Annotated in this window: 13 protein-coding genes; 6 read left to right on the top strand and 7 right to left on the bottom strand. The window is 64.8% G+C overall.

Features of this window, described 5'->3' with window-relative positions:
- Window position 1: 1 nt before the first annotated feature.
- On the bottom strand, window positions 2-259 hold the full coding sequence (locus tag JLZ96_RS09615; protein WP_027495629.1) for an acyl carrier protein: 258 nt from the start codon (window positions 257-259) through the stop codon (window positions 2-4).
- A 276-nt stretch (window positions 260-535) separates the two neighbouring features.
- Between JLZ96_RS09615 and JLZ96_RS09610 the strand changes: the two genes are divergently transcribed.
- Together JLZ96_RS09610 and JLZ96_RS09605 are read left to right on the top strand one after the other, a co-directional pair.
- Window positions 536-1,891, top strand: coding sequence for a hypothetical protein (locus JLZ96_RS09610; RefSeq protein WP_201009941.1), 1,356 nt, complete (start codon window positions 536-538; stop codon window positions 1,889-1,891).
- A 99-nt stretch (window positions 1,892-1,990) separates the two neighbouring features.
- The gene (locus JLZ96_RS09605; RefSeq protein WP_201009940.1) at window positions 1,991-3,856 is read left to right on the top strand and encodes an Hsp70 family protein; all 1,866 of its coding nucleotides are present in this window, start codon (window positions 1,991-1,993) and stop codon (window positions 3,854-3,856) included.
- A gap of 6 nt (window positions 3,857-3,862) precedes the next feature.
- Here the strand turns inward: JLZ96_RS09605 and JLZ96_RS09600 are convergent, their stop codons facing one another.
- Window positions 3,863-4,387 carry an Lrp/AsnC family transcriptional regulator gene (locus JLZ96_RS09600; protein ID WP_027495632.1) on the bottom strand — a complete coding sequence of 175 codons (525 nt, stop codon included), beginning with the start codon at window positions 4,385-4,387 and terminating at the stop codon, window positions 3,863-3,865.
- Window positions 4,388-4,499: 112 nt separating this feature from the next.
- On the opposite strand from JLZ96_RS09600, the gene ald reads away from it, so the two are divergent.
- Entirely contained in the window at window positions 4,500-5,582 is a 1,083-nt protein-coding gene (gene ald, locus JLZ96_RS09595; protein WP_027495633.1) for an alanine dehydrogenase, read from the top strand.
- Between the two features lie 75 nt (window positions 5,583-5,657).
- Here the strand turns inward: ald and JLZ96_RS09590 are convergent, their stop codons facing one another.
- Entirely contained in the window at window positions 5,658-6,947 is a 1,290-nt protein-coding gene (locus JLZ96_RS09590; protein ID WP_094695571.1) for a YibE/F family protein, read from the bottom strand.
- A 302-nt stretch (window positions 6,948-7,249) separates the two neighbouring features.
- Window positions 7,250-8,500 carry a pyridoxal phosphate-dependent aminotransferase gene (locus JLZ96_RS09585; RefSeq protein WP_027495635.1) on the bottom strand — a complete coding sequence of 417 codons (1,251 nt, stop codon included), beginning with the start codon at window positions 8,498-8,500 and terminating at the stop codon, window positions 7,250-7,252.
- Window positions 8,501-8,605: 105 nt separating this feature from the next.
- Between JLZ96_RS09585 and JLZ96_RS09580 the strand changes: the two genes are divergently transcribed.
- Window positions 8,606-9,310, top strand: a complete 705-nt coding sequence (locus JLZ96_RS09580; protein ID WP_201009939.1) for an SOS response-associated peptidase — start codon at window positions 8,606-8,608, stop codon at window positions 9,308-9,310.
- Here JLZ96_RS09580 and JLZ96_RS09575 read toward each other — a convergent pair.
- A complete protein-coding gene (locus JLZ96_RS09575; RefSeq protein WP_027495637.1) occupies window positions 9,307-9,543 on the bottom strand; it encodes a DUF3263 domain-containing protein in 237 nt (78 codons plus the stop codon). The genes JLZ96_RS09580 and JLZ96_RS09575 overlap by 4 nt on opposite strands.
- A gap of 100 nt (window positions 9,544-9,643) precedes the next feature.
- On the opposite strand from JLZ96_RS09575, the gene JLZ96_RS09570 reads away from it, so the two are divergent.
- Window positions 9,644-11,557, top strand: coding sequence for a prolyl oligopeptidase family serine peptidase (locus JLZ96_RS09570; RefSeq protein ID WP_201009938.1), 1,914 nt, complete (start codon window positions 9,644-9,646; stop codon window positions 11,555-11,557).
- Here the strand turns inward: JLZ96_RS09570 and JLZ96_RS09565 are convergent.
- Together JLZ96_RS09565 and JLZ96_RS09560 are read right to left on the bottom strand one after the other, a co-directional pair.
- Window positions 11,550-11,819: a hypothetical protein gene (locus JLZ96_RS09565; protein WP_027495639.1), complete on the bottom strand. Its 270-nt coding sequence runs from the start codon at window positions 11,817-11,819 to the stop codon at window positions 11,550-11,552. The genes JLZ96_RS09570 and JLZ96_RS09565 overlap by 8 nt on opposite strands.
- 167 nt (window positions 11,820-11,986) lie before the next feature.
- Window positions 11,987-15,316, bottom strand: coding sequence for a (Fe-S)-binding protein (locus tag JLZ96_RS09560; RefSeq protein ID WP_201009937.1), 3,330 nt, complete (start codon window positions 15,314-15,316; stop codon window positions 11,987-11,989).
- A 539-nt stretch (window positions 15,317-15,855) separates the two neighbouring features.
- On the opposite strand from JLZ96_RS09560, the gene JLZ96_RS09555 reads away from it, so the two are divergent.
- Window positions 15,856-16,512 carry a hypothetical protein gene (locus JLZ96_RS09555; RefSeq protein ID WP_032375162.1) on the top strand — a complete coding sequence of 219 codons (657 nt, stop codon included), beginning with the start codon at window positions 15,856-15,858 and terminating at the stop codon, window positions 16,510-16,512.
- Window positions 16,513-16,552: the final 40 nt, after the last annotated feature.

The raw sequence follows: 16,552 nt of genomic DNA, 5'->3' as shown, positions 1-16,552 counted from the left end.
GTCAGCCTGCGAGTTGTGCGACAGCAGCTGCGATCGCGTCGATGCTCGCGAACGTGGACTTCTGCAGCATCGAGTCCGGGAACTCGATGTCGAATTCGTCCTCGAGGCCGATCATGACGTTGACACTGGCGTGCGAGGTCAAGCCACTGTCGTAGAGGTCGGAAGCAGAGTCGATGTCCGACGCGGCGACCGGCATCTTGCCGAGCTTGTCCAGCACGTCCCGAATGCGTGCGTCGAACTGCGTACTGAGTGTTTCCATCGTGACGGACCTCCACCGATCGCTTGGGTGCGAGACCGGGCGGCCTCGCAAGTCGTACGGGCCGACGGAAAATATTTCGACCCGCAGTCTCCCCAGACCCGGGTAAACAATATCTCAGATTGTTTGAAGCCGATACCGCATACCGAGTGCAAGTTTCGTGACCTACGTCCCGCATGTCGGTTTTCGGCCCGTTTGCTCGTTTCGGCCACACCGAGCGTGCGTACGATAGGTTCCGATCGTCTGTACATACGGCAAGCAATCGAAGGACAACACTCGATGGGACCAGTCTGCGGCGTGGCCGTGGAGTCGGACGCCCTGCGCATCGCCTACACCGATGGTGACCGCCGCGTCGTCGAGTCCGTCGATCTCGAGCTCACCGATCCGGACCGTGCGATGCACGACCTGTCCGACCGAATCGGAGCGCGCGGCCCCTTCGACTCCGTCGTCATCACCGGGCGCGAGGCTCGCACCCTGCGCTACACGGATTTCCCGACGTCGGCAGGCCTGGCTGCATCCGTCGAGACGGTCGACGAGCACTACGCGCTGCTTGCGTTCGTGCGTTCGCTCGACACCCTCGCCGACGCGACGACCGTGCTGGTGCTCGACCTCGGGAGACGCGGAACGTCGGCCTTGGTTCTGAACACCGCCGAGGAAACCGTCGAATGGCACGACCGAACGGAGTCGTTCGGCGGCGAACGCCTCGACGACGTGGTGCAGGGCCTGGTGATGACCAAGGGGATCCTGCCGGAACCGGAAGGACCCGAGGGTGCCGCGTCCTATCGCACGTTCTTCCGAGAGCTTCGGGAGCTACTGACCACGTCGGCCGGTGTGCGCGCACCCAACAACGGCCCGATGATCCTCGAACGCGACGAGTTCGAGGCGGTCGCCACCCCACTGATCGACGACATGATCGAGTGGGTCGGTCCCCAGACCCCCGACGCGATCGTGTTGCTGGGAGGAGTGGCCAACAGCCCCCTCGTCCAGCGGCGAGTTCGCGCCACCTGGCCGGTGCCGCTCACCGTCCACGACTCGGTGTCGCCGGTTGCCGAGGGCGCGCTGATCAGGGCTGAAATCGGCTCGAAGCAGGCCCCCGATCCGGTAGTGGAACCGTCGCCGGTAGTGGAGGTAGTGGAATCGGAGTCGCCGTCCGAGGTCGAGTCGACGACGCAACCCGAAGCGGAACCGGAACTCGCTCGGGAAGACCCATCGCCACACAAAGCCCGTGGTGTCGGTCGCCGCGGGGTCGCTGCGATTCCTATGTCGTACCTGTCGACTCTCTCGGACCGGCAGTGGACTCGGCAGGCGGTACTCAAGATCGGTGCCGTGGCGGTGTCGGTCGGAGTCGTGGTTGTCGCGCTGATGTTCGCGCTCTTCGCCGATTTCGACAATGCGCCCAGATCCGTGATCAATACCGACCCCGGTTTCGAGGCGACTCTCGCCGAGATCGCACCCCCGGTCACCGACACGCCTCCACCGGACGAACCGGCGGCGGCGGGACCGACCACTCTGACGTACGAGCAGCTCTACGTCGAGCAATATTCGTACACCGGTGAGATGTACCAGCCTCCCGGCGAGGCGTCCGACATCGGTTTCGGCTTCATCGACACCGAAGCCGAACAAGCAGGCCCGTAGGCACCCTTTAGTGCAGCTCGCCGCGAGACGGTACCGTGTGCGGGTGGACTCCCGATGGGGCGTTCACCGAAACCGCCGAACGAAGTGAGGCCGACGATCGTGACTGTGCTGCTTGGGGTGTCCATGGGGACCCGAGCCGTGCGCACGGCGCAGCCCAGAGCCGACCAGTTCGGAGCCTCCGGCGACACCTCGTCCGCCCTGGTCACCGACGTCGAGCGGCCACTGTTCTTTCGCAACGAACTCATCGACAGTGCCACCGGGGACCTCCCGCACCTGGCCGCCGAATCGATCGGTGCCGCTGCCGAGGTCGAACCCGAACTGTCCACCGGCATCGCCTACCGGGATCCGCGTCAGGCCGATGCACTGCGCGCCGCCTTCGCCGGTGCTCACCTGAACAACTACCATCTGGTCCCCGAGGTCGAGGCCGTCATCGAATACCTCGCCGTCACCGGTGAGGCGCGAGGTGCCGGCTCTGTCGCCCTGTTCGACCTCGGTAGTTCCGGATTGACGGTCAGCGTCGTCGACCTGACAGCGCGCACGGTGACTGCATCTCAGCGCTCCGGCTCCTACAGCGGTGATCTGATCGACGCCTACGTGCGCAACAATCAGCTCCAGCGCCTCGGTAAGCCGGCGACCGACCCCGACATTGCGCTGTTCGAGAAGCGCTGCCGCATCGCCAAGGAACGCCTGTCCACCCAGGACGCCGTGTGCCTGCCCGACGCGAGCGGGATGATCCTGCTGTCTCGGGAGAATTTCGAACTGCTGATCACAGACCTGCTCGACGAGGCGATCGAGTTCGCCCGCGAGGTCATGATCGGTGCCAACGTGCCGATCGACGCGGTCGTGTTGATCGGTGGTGGTGCCCGCATGCCCATCGTCCAGCAGCGCGTGGGCCCACTGCTCGAACTGCCCTCCATCGTCCCGACCGAGCCAGAGACGGTGGCCGCACGCGGAGCAGCATTGGCCGCGCGGCCGAATTCGCGCACCAGAACCGCTCCGGACCGTACTGCGCGCGACGCGCAGGCAAGCGTGCCGAGACGTCGACACACGGACAGCGCCGCTGTTGTCCCGCCGGCTCCGGTGGCACCGCCGGTGCCTGTGGTGCCACCTGCGCCCGAGCCGATGATGCCCGCGCGTTCGGAGTCGCAGCATGCCGCACCGCCGGTGGCGACGCCGAGCTCGACTCGTCCCGTGCCCGCACGTCCGTGGATCGCTGCCGCATCGATTACCGAATCTGCTTCTGCAGCAACCGGTTTCGAATCCTCGAAGTTCGCCGACGCGCCCGCCGATATTCCCGAGCCGTCGACCGTGGAGGCTCAGCCTTCGTCGGAATCGACTGCTTTGCACGAGTTTTCCGAGAACGGCGTGGGTGAAGTCTCTGCTCTCGCCGTGGAAGCGCCTGCAGTACAGCCGGTGTTGCATACGTCCGCCACAGATGCCGCCGCGGACACCGTCGAGGACGGGAAGCCCGTTCCGTTCCAGCTGAAGAACATTTACTGGCTCGACGCCGATTACGACGACGACGACGGTGAAGACGATCGCACTCGCGCACGGCGCAGGCTGCGTACCGGCGGAGTGCTCGCGTTCTGCGCGGCAGCGGTGGTCGCCGTGTCCGGCTTCATGTTCACCCACCAGAACTCTCCGCAGGTAGTGGACACCTCGGTCAGTCGCGACCAAACCGATACTCCGGTGGTCACGACGGTGCCGACGACGACGCCTGCTCCCGTTCTGTTGCCGCCACCGCCTGCGCCGGAACCGACCACCACTGTGGAGCCGACGACCGAGCAGCCGGAAACCACGTGGGAACAGCCGGTCACGACCACCGAGACCACCACGGTCGAGCCGCCGCCGGCACCGGTCGAGTCCGTTCCGCCCGTCACGACGCAGCAACCGCCGCCGCTGATTCCGGGCTTCCCGGACTTCACGTTGCCGGGCTTCCCCCCGATCGTGCCGCCGGCACCCTGATCGGTTCTATTTGTCCGCGTTCGTGTTTCGCGGCCTGATGTGCTCGAAGATCAAGATGGTCTCGGTCGCTGCGACGGCAGGGTCGGCACTGAGATTCTCGACGACGAAATCGCGCAGGGTGGCCGTGTCGACCGTCGCCACATGCACCAGGAAGTCGTCGGCCCCGGCAATGAAGTAGATGTTCAGCGTCTCCTTTCGGGACGCGATCTTCGAACCGAATTCGCTGATCCGCCGTCGAGCATCCGCTTGCAGCCGAACCGAGATCATGGCCTGAATGCCCTGCCCGAGGGCCTCGGGGTCGATGTCGGCGTGGAAGCCGCGGATGACGCCGCGTTCGACAAGCGCCCGAACTCGGGTGAGGGCAGTGGACGGCGCGATCCCTGCTGCGGCCGCCAGCGCATTGTTCGGTGTGCGTGCGTCTCGACGCAGTTCGTCGAGCAGAATGTGGTCGATTCGGTCCAGGGCGACGGACCGAACATCATTCGATCGAGCCCCCTCATCGACCGGCTGAAATGAACTATCTGCATCCATGGCCCGACGATACAGAATTGTGTTCACATCCATTGCAGCAATTCCGCACATAATTCATAGTTGGCGTACCCACGGAGCGTCGCTTCGGTCACCGCCACTGCAGGAGGACGTCATGAAAATCGGAATTCCACGCGAGATCAAGAACCACGAATACCGGGTGGCCATCACCCCGGCAGGCGTGCACGAACTTGTCTCGCGAGGACACGAAGTGATCATCGAAACCGAGGCCGGCGCCGGTTCGTCGTTCACCGATACCGATTACAAAGCCGCAGGCGCGCAGATTTTCACCGACGCGGTTGCCGTCTGGGACGCGGCCGATCTCCTGCTCAAGGTCAAAGAACCCATCGCCGAGGAGTATTCACGCCTGCGCAAGGGTCAGGTGCTGTTCACCTACCTGCATCTTGCGGCGTCCAAGGCCTGCACCGACGCGTTGCTGGCGTCGGGCACCACGTCCATTGCCTACGAAACCGTTACGGCCGCAGACGGATCGCTGCCCCTGCTCGCGCCGATGAGCGAAGTTGCCGGCCGTCTGGCACCGCAGGCCGGTGCCTACCACCTGATGTCGAGTGAAGGTGGCCGCGGCGTACTGATGGGTGGCGTACCGGGAGTGCGTCCCGCCAACGTCGTCGTGATCGGAGCCGGCGTCTCCGGAAAGAACGCCACCGCAATCGCTTTCGGCATGCACGCCGACGTCACCGTACTGGATCTCGATGTCCGAGCGCTGCGCGCGATCGACGATCAGTACCGCGGTGCCGTCAAGACAGTGGTGTCGAACGCATACGAACTCGAACAGGCCGTGCTGGCTGCCGATCTGGTCATCGGAGCCGTACTCGTCCCCGGAGCGAAAGCGCCGAAGCTGGTGTCGAACAGCCTGGTTCAGCGTATGAAGCCGGGATCGGTACTGGTCGACATCGCCATCGATCAGGGCGGTTGCTTCGAGGACTCGGTGGCCACCACCCACGCCGATCCCACCTACAAGGTGCACGAATCCGTTTTCTACTGCGTGGCCAACATGCCCGGAGCCGTGCCCCGTACCTCGACGTACGCGCTCACCAACGCCACCCTGCCCTACGTGGTTGCCCTGGCCGACAAGGGTTGGGAAGCCGCCTGCGCCGCGGACCCCGGTCTGAAAGCGGGCCTGAGCACCCATGAGGGTGAGCTGCTGTCCGCCACCGTTGCGGCGGCGTTCGCCTGACCGAGCGGCTTCGCCGCACGTGCACGAAAGATCGGTGCCTGCTACGAGTTTCCACTCACATGCGGCGAAGCCGCTCTACGCGCTGTGGCGGCCCGAGCCCCGCGATCGTGTGGGCTTGGCCTGCCGCGGCGAAGAGGGCATCCGCGACGAGGTGAGCGGCCGAGCCAGCAGGACGGCAATGGCAGTGGTGAGCGGTACCGACAGGGCCAGCGCGACGCCACCGACGGACGACCGCACGATTTCGATCGCCACCGCGTCGCCGGTCAACACGTCTTGGATCGACCGGTCGGCGACGCTGAAGAGCAGTAGCAGCGGCAGCGCACCACCGGCGTACGCGAGTACCAGGGTGTAGACGGTACTGGCGATGTGATCGCGCCCCACCCGCATCGCGGCGGTGAAGATCTCGCGCCGCGACGCCGTCTCGTCCACCGATGCCAACTCGAAGGCCGCCGAGGCCTGGGTGATCGTCACGTCGTTGAGCACACCGAGCGAGCCGATGATGAAGCCGGCCAACAGCAGACCGGTGACGCTGACATTGCCGATGTACGTCTGCACCGCGGTGTTCTGTTCCTCCGACAACCCGGTGAGGTGCGTCATCCGAATCGCGACGTAGGACAGTACTGCGGCAACGCCCATCGAGGTCAGCGTGCCCAGTAGTGCCGAGCTGGTGCGCAGATTCACGCCGTGCGCCAGATACAGCACGGCGTAGAGAATGATCGCGCCGGCGACCAGCGCAACCGGAATGGCCGGAGCGCCGTCGAGCAGCGCGGGCAGCATGAACACCACGAGGACGGCGAACGCGATGAGCAGGCCCACCAGCGCGCGGAATCCTCGCCAGCGGGCCACGACGCAGATGACCACGGCGAACACGCCGACGATCAACCCGAGCGGAAGCCCGCGGGAATAGTCGTTGAAGGAGTATCGGACTCCACCGGAGGGGTCTGTCTGCAGAACCAGCCGGATGTCCTCACCGGCGCTCAGAGTCGGTTGCCCGGGACCCGGCGCGATCTCGAGTACCGTCCTTTTGCCTGCGTCCTCACCGGTGGTGATGTCGACGATGCTGCGCTGACATTCGTACGAGTCGTTGACCGCAGGGGTCGGGTTACCGGTGAATGCTCGACCTGCGTCGGGACTCCCGCAGGGCCCGATGCTCTGCGAGGTGATGGTGCCCGCCTCGGTGGACACTGCACCGCCACCCGAGGTCTGGAACGGCAGCGGGATGTCGATGCTCTGTTTGCTGGGCCAGAGCGCGAAGGCCCCGGCGATGACGGCTATGGCAATAGCGATCAGCAATCCGACGACGACCTTGGCTGCCACCGGTCCCAACGGCACGGGGGAGTCGCTGTGGCCGTGACCGTGACCCATATGAGAAGTGGAGCCCGGCGAGATGCCGTCCGAGGGTTGCGTGCCGTGTGGTTCCACGGTGCAAGGCTAGTACGGGGCCGGATCGTTACCGGCCGGGTACTCGGCCGATGCGAGGAGCTCGGTGGCGGGGAGCAGGGGGGGCGTCCCCCGCCACCACCTGATCGACCCGGGGGGGATGGGTACGACCAGGGCTCGCGGGCACCGAAGTGCCGTCCGCCAATGTACAGATGATTCGCGGCGGAGGCGGGATCACCCCGGTGTTTTGTCCATCACTTTCAACTACTTGTCGGTAACTTCGAGCCTCACTGTTTGTACGAGGACAGGAAGTTGCCGAACCTCTCGATCGCGACGGCCAGATCGCGGGCCCACGGCAGCGTCACGATCCGCACGTGATCGTGCCCGGGCCAGTTGAATCCGGTGCCCTGCACAACCAGGATCTTCTCCTGCAGCAGCAAGTCCTGTACGAGCTTCTCGTCGTCGTAGATCTCGTGCACCTCGGGATCGAGTCGTGGGAATGCGTACAGCGCACCGCGCGGCTTGACGCACGAGACCCCGTGAATGGCGTTGAGCTTCTCCCACGCGACATCGCGCTGCTCGAGCAGCCGCCCGCCGGGCAGGATCAGATCCTCGATGCTCTGATACCCACCCAGAGCAACCTGAATGGCGTGCTGGGCAGGCACATTGGGACACAGACGCGTCGACGCGAGCAGGTCGATACCCTCGATGAACCCCGCGGCGTGCTTCTTCGGGCCGGTGATCGCGAGCCATCCGGCACGGTAGCCGGCCACGCGATACGCCTTGGACAGACCGTTGTACGTCAGGCACAGCAGATCCGGAGCCAGGCTCGCCAGTGAGGTGTGCTCGGCGTCGTCGTAGAGAATCCGGTCGTAGATCTCGTCGGCGAGCAACAGCAGCTGATGCTTGCGCGCCAGATCGACGATGCCCTGCAGGACCTCCTTGGAGTACACCGCACCCGTCGGATTGTTGGGATTGATCACCAGCAGCGCGACGGTCTTCGGGGTGATCTTCGACTCGATGTCGGCGAGATCGGGATTCCACCCGTTCTCCTCGTCGCACATGTAGTGCACCGCCTTGCCGCCGGACAGCGTCGTCATCGCCGTCCACAACGGGTAGTCCGGGGCCGGAATCAAGACCTCGTCGCCGTCGTCCAGCAGCGCCTGCATCGTCATCGTGATGAGCTCGGAGACGCCGTTACCGAGGTAGATGTCGTCGACGTCGAGGTCGGGGAAGCCCGGTTCGAGCTCGTAGCGCGTCACGATGGCACGTCGAGCCGACAGGATGCCCTTCGACTCCGAGTAGCCCTGGGCCACCGGGAGCGCCGCGATCATGTCTCGCACGATCACGTCCGGAGCCTCGAACCCGAACGGGGCCGGATTACCGATGTTCAGCTTCAGGATGCGATGGCCCTCGGCCTCGAGCCGGGCAGCATGCGCGTGTACCGGTCCGCGGATCTCGTACAGCACGTTCTGCAGCTTGGTCGACTGCTGCAACGTGCGATAACGCGGCTGTGGGTGGATCTGCGGAGTGCTCACCCGTCACATCGTGCCAGGTGAGTGCCGTGGGAATCCACGAGGTTGTCGTTCGGGCACCGCCGTTTCACTGGGCCGTGTCGGTGGCAGGTGGAACAATCTCGTTCCATGTGCGGACGGTATGCCAGTACCCGGAGTGACAGCGACCTGCAGGCGGTCTTCGACATCGCCGAGACAGTGGGCGACGAAGTGCCGCCGTCGTACAACGTGGCCCCGACCCAGACCATCAGGACGGTGCTCGAACGCGCGCCCAAGGACGAACCCGAGTCCGACGGCGTGCGCCAATTGCGTTCGGTGCGATGGGGATTGATTCCGTCGTGGGCGAAGGACGCGAAGATCGGGTCCCGGCTCATCAACGCCAGGTCCGAAACGATCACCGAGAAGCCGTCGTTCAAGAAGGCCGCAAGCCGTCGGCGCTGCATCATTCCGGCCGACGGGTACTACGAGTGGGAGAAGCGCGACGGTGCCAAAGTGCCGTACTTCCTGCACGAGCAGGGCGTGCTGGCGATGGCGGGTCTGTACGAGCTGTGGCGAGACCCCACCAAGGCCGACGACGACGAGGACCGCTGGGTCTGGTCGGCCACCGTGCTCACCTCGCCTGCTGCGGACGCCCTCGGGCACATCCACGATCGATCACCGGTTGTGCTTCCCCCGGAGCTGCGGGCGAGTTGGCTGGATCCGACTCTGACGGACCTGAACGAGGTGTCCGAGCTGCTGGCCGCGATACCGGAGCCACGGCTCGAGCCCTACGAGGTGAGTACCGCGGTGAACAGTGTGAAGAACAACAGCCCCGAGCTGTTGACTCCGGTCTAGCCCTGACCGTCGGTGCGGTGCCGGCAGATATCGAGCATCGCGGCTCGCTCGCTCGCAGTCAGGTCGTCGGCCACCGGGGATTCGAGGATGCGCTCGAGTCGCCGGAAGTAGGTGGACGCATCGACCCCGAACGCCACATAGATGTCCTCGGCACTGCCGCCGCCGTACCCATGCCAGGTACGACCGAACGTCAGAATCTCGTGGTCGACGGAGTGGGTGGTGGTCCGGCGCATGATCTCTCCCTCGTGCTGCGTCCCACCATCATCTGTGTCGCGGTTGAAGGTGCGATGAACAGCGCGTTACGTGCGTGTGGAGTTCACTAGGGTGGAGCAGGTGACCGCTCTCGCGTACGGATCCTGGCCATCGCCCATCACCGCAGCCGACCTGTCGTCGGCCGGCCACCCCGTCGAGGGTGGACGATTCGTCGGACACGAAATCTGGTGGTCCGAGGTGCGGCCCACCGAACAGGGCCGAACCGCGATCTGCCGCCACATCGACGGACAGGTCGAGGCGATCCTGCCGGCACCGTTCAACGCCCGCACCCGCGTTCACGAATACGGCGGCGGCGCATGGACGGCAACGCCGAACGGCGATCTGGTGTTCGCGGAATTCTCCGATCAACGCATCTACCGACTCACCCCCGGCGACGCACCGCTACCGCTCACCCCGGCCCCGGCTGTGGCGTCGAGCATTCGGTACGGGGAGCTGTCGGTCGTCGGTACCGACGTGATCGCCGTCCGCGAGACGCACGACGCCGGAGCTGTCACCCGAGACATCGTCGCGATCGACCTCGGCGGCGGCGGTGTGCGCTCACTGGTCTCGGGATCGAACTTTCTTGCCTATCCCAGGCTTTCGCCCGATGGCAACCGCATCGCGTGGATCGCCTGGAACCACCCGCAGATGCCCTGGGACGGAACAGAACTGCGGGTCGCATCGCTGGCGGATCCGTCGTCGTGGACGGTGTTGGCGGGTTCGACCGAGGAATCGGTGTTGCAGCCGAAATGGATCGACGACGAGTCGCTGTACGTCATCAGCGACCGAAGTGGTTGGTGGAACCTGTATTCGGTCACGCTGGACGGCGCAGCGACGCCGGTGTCTACCCTCGATGCAGACTTCGGCGCCCCGCTCTGGCAACTCGGAGCCCGCTGGTACGACGTTCTGGACGACGGCACGTTGCTGACCGTTCGCACCGTCGGCACGGATACGCTCGCCATTCTCGACCCCGCCACCGGCACCCTCGACGACATCGAACTCGACGGAGTGACTTCGGTGGGGCTCGGGGGACGGCTCGGATCGACGGTTCTGCTCCGGGGCGGCGGCGCTCAGGTGCCGTCGGGACTTTTCGCAGTCGACCTGAGCACCCGCGAATTACGCAGTGAGCGTTCGAGTTTCGAATCGATACCGGATGTCGCGTACCTGCCCGAAGGGCGTCAGGTCACCTTCCAGGGACCGGATCGCGAAGTGCATGCCATCGCGTACGCACCACGTAACCCGTCCTACGAGGGGCTCGACGGCGAATTACCGCCGTACGTCGCATTCGTGCACGGCGGTCCGACGGCACACGTGGCACCGGCGTTGAACCCGGTGTTCGCGTACTTCACCAGCCGCGGCATCGGCGTCGTCGATGTGAACTACGGCGGATCCAGTGGATACGGTCGCGAATACCGTAACCGGTTGCGTGGACGGTGGGGCGTTGTCGACGTCGAAGACACCATCGCCGCGGTCCGTGGCTTGGCCGACGCCGGCCTCGCCGACCCCGATCGGCTGGCCATCGAAGGTGGTTCGGCAGGTGGCTGGACGGTATTGGCCGCGCTCACATCGTCCGACGTATTCGCCTGCGGTGCTTCGTACTTCGGCGTCGCCGAACTGGAGATGTTCGTCGCCGAGACGCACGATTTCGAGTCCCGCTACATCGACGGGCTCATCGGGCCGCTGCCCGAGGCCATCGACCTGTATCGCACCCGCGCGCCGGTGAACAACGTCGACGGACTCTCGTGCCCGGTACTGCTGCTGCAGGGTCTCGACGATCCCATCGTGCCGCCCTCACAGGCCGAGCGATTCCGAGACGCGATGGTGGAGAAGGGAATACCGCACGCCTACCTCACGTACGCCGGTGAGTCCCACGGATTCCGCAAACTCGAAACACAGGTGAACGCACGAGAATCGGAACTGTCGTTCTACGGTCAGGTCATGGGATTCACCCCACCCGGAATCCCCGAACTGGAGCTGTGGCGACCGTCTAGCTGAGTGGTGGGTGTGCGCGCTTCGCCTCGAGAAATTCGAGCAGCGCGCTGGGGATCGCGCAGTACTTGCTGTTGCCGACGGACAGTTTGCTGCCCGCCTCGAACGCCGCCTTCGACGGGCCGTTGTGCTCGATCACCAATGCACAGAGGCGCTCGTCGGTGCGGCCGGATTCGCAGCACTTCTCGACATGCGCTCGATCGTCGGGCGACAGCGCCGTCCACCACTCGTCGTAGCGGCGAAAGAGCTTGTCCGCGTCGTCGGTCATGCCTGCTCCTACTTCTTCGGGTATGCAGTTCGGTTCCGACCATACTCACGATGTCCGATTCGTCCACCGCCGCGGGGGTCCAGCAGGGACTTCACACCCCTACTGACGACTGCGCGCCCCTGCTCTGAAGTGAGCAGGGGCGCGCAGTCGGTAACAAGGGTGGGAGGTTACTTCCGGCGACCCGGAACCTTTGCACCCGGAGCGAATCCGAGTCCACCGGCCTTCGGCTTGGGCGGGGTGCGATCACCCGAACCGTTGGATGTGGTCTCGGCCGCAGTGTCCGACGCTTCTGCCTTCGGTGCCTCTGCTTCCGGTGTCGGCTCGGCCTTTTCGGGCTCTGCTGCAGCCGGCTCGGCTGGTGCTGCGGCAGGTGCAGCGGCGGCCGCACCCGGTGTACGCGCGCCCGGCTTCTTGAATCCGGACTTCACGGCCAGACCCTTGGGCTGGACGGTCGGCTTGGACTCTGCTGCTACGGATTCGGTTGCAGCAGGCTCCGTTGCAGCACCCTCGGTGGCGGATGCCTCGGACGCCGTGGCCTCGGTAGCCGGTGCCTCAGCAGTAGGAGCCTCGGACGCAGGGGCTTCGGTAGCAGGCTTGCCCGGTGCCTTGGCTCCCGGCTTCTTGAATCCGGACTTGACGGCCAGACCCTTGGGCTGGACGGTCGGCTTGGATTCTGTGGCTACGGATTCAGTTGCAGCAGAAGGTGATTCCGCTGCATCATCGGCCGCTTCCGGGGCGGGTGTCGACGCCGCAGGAGCAGCGTCGGCGGGCTTGCCGGGTGCCTTCGCGCCGGGCTTCTTGAATCCGGACTTGACGGCCAGACCCTTGGGTTTGACGGTTGGAGTCGACTCGGAGGCCTCTGCGGGAGCAGGTGCTTCGGTTGCCGCAGGAGCGTCGGCAGGTGCCGGGGCAGCCGCCTTCGCGCCGGGTGCCTTGCCCTTCATCTGCAGACCCTTGCCGCCGGGTGCCTTGCCACCGGCCAAACCGAGGCCCTTGGGCTTCGATGCGTCCGCGGCAGTATCGGCCGAGTGCCCCGACGTCTTGTCGGCTTCGGCGTTGGCGGGCGCAGAACCGGGTGCTTTGGCTCCGGGAGCTTTCGCAAGTCCCTTCATCTTCAGGCCACCAGCAGCCTTGGCCGGTTGCGCCTTCTTCGTCTCGGCTTCGGGATCGCCGCCTTCGGCTGCGACCTCGATCTCCTCGACGCGCCCCTTCTCCTCGACGGCTGCGACCTTTTCGGTGGCCAGCTTCTCTTCGGGAGTCTGCTCGCGGGGGATGACCTTGATGTTCTCGGCCAATACCGAGGACTCGACGCGGGTGATCGATTCGAGCATCAACTGCGCGACGTCGACGACCTCGACGCCCTCGTGTGCGCCGCCTTCCTGCCGTGCGGTGACACCGTCGGTGAGCATGACGCGGCAGAACGGGCAGCCCGTGGCGATCTTCTTCGGGTTGGTCGCAAGCGCTTCGTCGACCCGGTCGATGTTGATGCGCTTGCCGATGTTCTCTTCCATCCACATACGAGCGCCACCGGCACCACAGCACATGGACCGCTCACCGTGACGCGGCATCTCCTTGAGGTTGGAGCCCGACGCGGCCATCAGCTCACGCGGGGCGTCGTACACCTTGTTGTGCCGGCCGAGGTAGCACGGATCGTGGTAGGTGATGTCCTGGCTGACCGAGGCCACCGGGATCAGCTTCTTCTGCCGCACGAGACGGTTGAGCAGCTGCGTGTGGTGGACCACCTCGTAGTCACCGCCGACCTGCGGGTACTCGTTGCCGAGTGCGTTGAAGCAGTGGGCGCAGGTGACGACGATCTTGCGCTTGCTCTGCTCGACGCCGTCGAACACGTTGTTCAGTGTCTCGATGTTCTGCATGGCGAGCTGCTGGAACAGGAACTCGTTGCCTGCGCGGCGAGCGGAGTCGCCGGTGCAGGTCTCGTCGGCACCGAGCACCATGAACTTCACGCCTGCGGTGGCGAGCAGCTCGGCGACGGCCTTCGTGGTCTTCTTGGCGCGGTCCTCGTAGGCTCCGGCGCAGCCGACCCAGAAGAGGTACTCGTAGTCCTGGAACGAATCGGCGTCCTGGCCGAAGACCGGGATGTCGAAGTCCATCTCGTTGATCCAGTTGAGGCGGTCCTTGGAGTTCTGGCCCCACGGGTTGCCCTTGTTCTCCAGGTTCTTGAACAAGCCGGCGAGCTCGGACGGGAACTCGGACTCGATCAGCACCTGGTAGCGACGCATGTCGATGATGTGGTCGACGTGTTCGATGTCCACCGGGCACTGCTCGACGCACGCACCGCAGGTGGTGCAGCTCCACAGCACCTCGGGGTCGATGATGCCGCCCTCGATGGCGTCGGCGACGAGCTTGCGATCGGCTTCGTCGCGAGCATTCTGCGGAATGGCGTCGAGCGCCTTCTGGTCGACGTTGCCCTCGGCATCGACGAGTCCGACCTCGTCGCCCGCCATGTCCTTCTTGCCGCCGGCCAGCAGGTACGGGGCCTTGGCGTGGCTGTGATCGCGCAGCGACATGATCAGCAGCTTGGGGGAGAGGGGCTTGCCGGTGTTCCAGGCGGGGCACTGCGACTGGCAGCGGCCGCACTCGGTGCAGGTGGTAAAGTCGAGCCAGCCCTTCCAGCTGAAGTCTTCAATTTTGCCTGCGCCGAACGCGTCGACGTCGGGATCGGCCTCTTCCATCTCGAGGACCTTGCCGCCGGACATCATCGGCTTGGCGGCACCGAGGGCGACGGTGCCGTCGTCCATACGCTTGAAGTAGATGTTGGGGAAGGCCGTGAAGCGGTGCCACGCGACGCCCCAGTTGATGCGGGTGCCCACGATGTAGAGCCAGATCATGCCGGACATCAGCTTGATCAGAGCAAAGATCGACACCATGTTGGAGTTGGCCGGCAACAGCTCGGCGAGGCGCATCGTGAAGAAGTCGGTGTAGGGGTTCGCGTGTCCGTAGGTGGCGATCTTGCCCGCCTTGACGAACACCATGCCCAGGCCCTCGATGAGGACAACGGCCTCGACGAAGTAGGCGGCCTTGAACCCGGAGCCGGCGAAGCGTGACTGACGCTCGGGCTTACGCGGGTGGTTGAGCTGGCGAATGATGATCAGCGTGGTGATGCCGATGACGGTGCCGAGCCCGAGAATCTCGTCCATCAGGTGGTAGACGGCGGTGTCGCCGACGATGGGCCAGTGGAACTCGGGGTTGAACGTCTGTCCGTAGGCCTCGAACCAGAACACGGACCCGACCATGAAGCCGATCATCACCAGCCAGTGCGCCCAGCCGACGGTGCGGAACTTGACCATCTTGGTGTGCGCGGCGAACTCGATGATCATCTGCTTGAAGCGGGGGACGATCGGTCGCCAACGGTCGGGTGCCGGCTGACCCAGCCTCACGATGTTGAACATGCGCAGGGCGCCACGAATGAAGGCGTACCAACACACGAGGCTGAGCAGAGCACCGACTGTGCCCAACGTGATCGTCAGGGCGTTCATGTCGCGGCCTTTCGTTCAGTGGCAGCTGGAGCAGCTACCGCGGGTCCAGCCCGTCGAGAGGAATACAGCGATGTTACCTGCCAGTAGATCGCGAAATCTACCGACGGGTAACTTAGGTCAGAATCGCATGGAGCGACGCTGGTGGTTGTGCGCACGAGACCGTCCGACGGGTGGGCTGAACTCGTCAGTAGGTTGTCGCCCGCATCACGTTAGGCGTACGGGCTTGTGACTCCTGCGAGAAGGCAGACCTAACCCGGCCGAATCGGCCCGATGTCCGAGGTTTGCCGCCGGCTGCGCCGTGGAAGACAAGTCCCGCGAAACCGAACAAAAGTGCGGTCTTTCTGTCCGATTTGGGCGTTGTGATTGTTCATAACTTTTCGGACACGGTAAAGGGTCGGTAGCACAACGACCGGTCTGATTGATGGTTTACACTGCCTGTGGACCAGAGGTGCGAGGACGTCATTCGGGGTGATGTCGCGTTCGACGGTTTGCCGCCAAAAGCACTGCAGCACATGCACAGAAACGGAACACAACACCACATGAAACTCAGCAAACTGGTCGTCACCTCGGCTCTCGTAGCAGTTGCTACGGGTCTGGCCAGCGGAACCGCCTACGCGCAGCCCGACACCAGCGCCACGACCCCCGACACGAACTACTCCGTCGAGCTCGAAGACCGCACCATCGTCACCACCATCGATGCGGGCGTCTTCAAGGTTGCCGACGACGGCAAGACCGTCGACGTGCTCGACGCCGCCGACAACACACTCGTCACCCTCCCGCTGTCGTTCAACCTCGGCGGACTGAACTTCCCGTACGAGCAGAACGTCGACGACAACGGCAAGACCCTGCGTCTGGTGCCGCAGCTCGACTTGACGAAGGCCTCGGCCAACTCGCGCAGCATCGGCGCGACGACTGTCGCCTCGCCCGAGGAAAACCTCAAGGCGCAGCAGAACTTCTCGTCGCAGCTCGGAATTGCCACCGCGATCGGCGGATTCACAGGAACCGCTATCGGTGCCCTCGCCGGTGGACTCGGCTTCCTGGGTGGACCGGTTGGCTTCGCTTCGGTTCCGCTGGGCGCGACCGTCGGCGGGATCGTCGGTACCGTCATCGCAGGTGGCCCGACCCTGGTCGTTGCCGGCATCGACCTTCTCAACACTCTGAATGCGGCCCCCGGAACTTCGGCCTGGGCCAAGTAGTCACAGCGCATTCTTCGAAAGAACCCACGATCTCGTCGAG

Origin of the sequence: Rhodococcus sp. NKCM2511 (genome assembly GCF_014905595.1) — a bacterium.
Taxonomy (GTDB): domain Bacteria; phylum Actinomycetota; class Actinomycetes; order Mycobacteriales; family Mycobacteriaceae; genus Rhodococcoides; species Rhodococcoides fascians.
Note: the sequence above shows the minus strand (reverse complement) of the source record. Positions and strands in the feature narration are given on the sequence as shown.

Coding starts and splice junctions, on each gene's coding strand:
- JLZ96_RS09580 (WP_201009939.1), top strand. CDS start 8,606: ATGTGCGGACGGTATGCCAGTACCCGGAGTGACAGCGACCTGCAGGCG.
- JLZ96_RS09555 (WP_032375162.1), top strand. CDS start 15,856: ATGAAACTCAGCAAACTGGTCGTCACCTCGGCTCTCGTAGCAGTTGCT.
- JLZ96_RS09565 (WP_027495639.1), bottom strand. CDS start 11,819: ATGACCGACGACGCGGACAAGCTCTTTCGCCGCTACGACGAGTGGTGG.
- JLZ96_RS09615 (WP_027495629.1), bottom strand. CDS start 259: ATGGAAACACTCAGTACGCAGTTCGACGCACGCATTCGGGACGTGCTG.
- ald (WP_027495633.1), top strand. CDS start 4,500: ATGAAAATCGGAATTCCACGCGAGATCAAGAACCACGAATACCGGGTG.
- JLZ96_RS09590 (WP_094695571.1), bottom strand. CDS start 6,947: ATGGGTCACGGTCACGGCCACAGCGACTCCCCCGTGCCGTTGGGACCG.
- JLZ96_RS09575 (WP_027495637.1), bottom strand. CDS start 9,543: ATGCGCCGGACCACCACCCACTCCGTCGACCACGAGATTCTGACGTTC.
- JLZ96_RS09600 (WP_027495632.1), bottom strand. CDS start 4,387: ATGGATGCAGATAGTTCATTTCAGCCGGTCGATGAGGGGGCTCGATCG.
- JLZ96_RS09560 (WP_201009937.1), bottom strand. CDS start 15,316: ATGAACGCCCTGACGATCACGTTGGGCACAGTCGGTGCTCTGCTCAGC.
- JLZ96_RS09610 (WP_201009941.1), top strand. CDS start 536: ATGGGACCAGTCTGCGGCGTGGCCGTGGAGTCGGACGCCCTGCGCATC.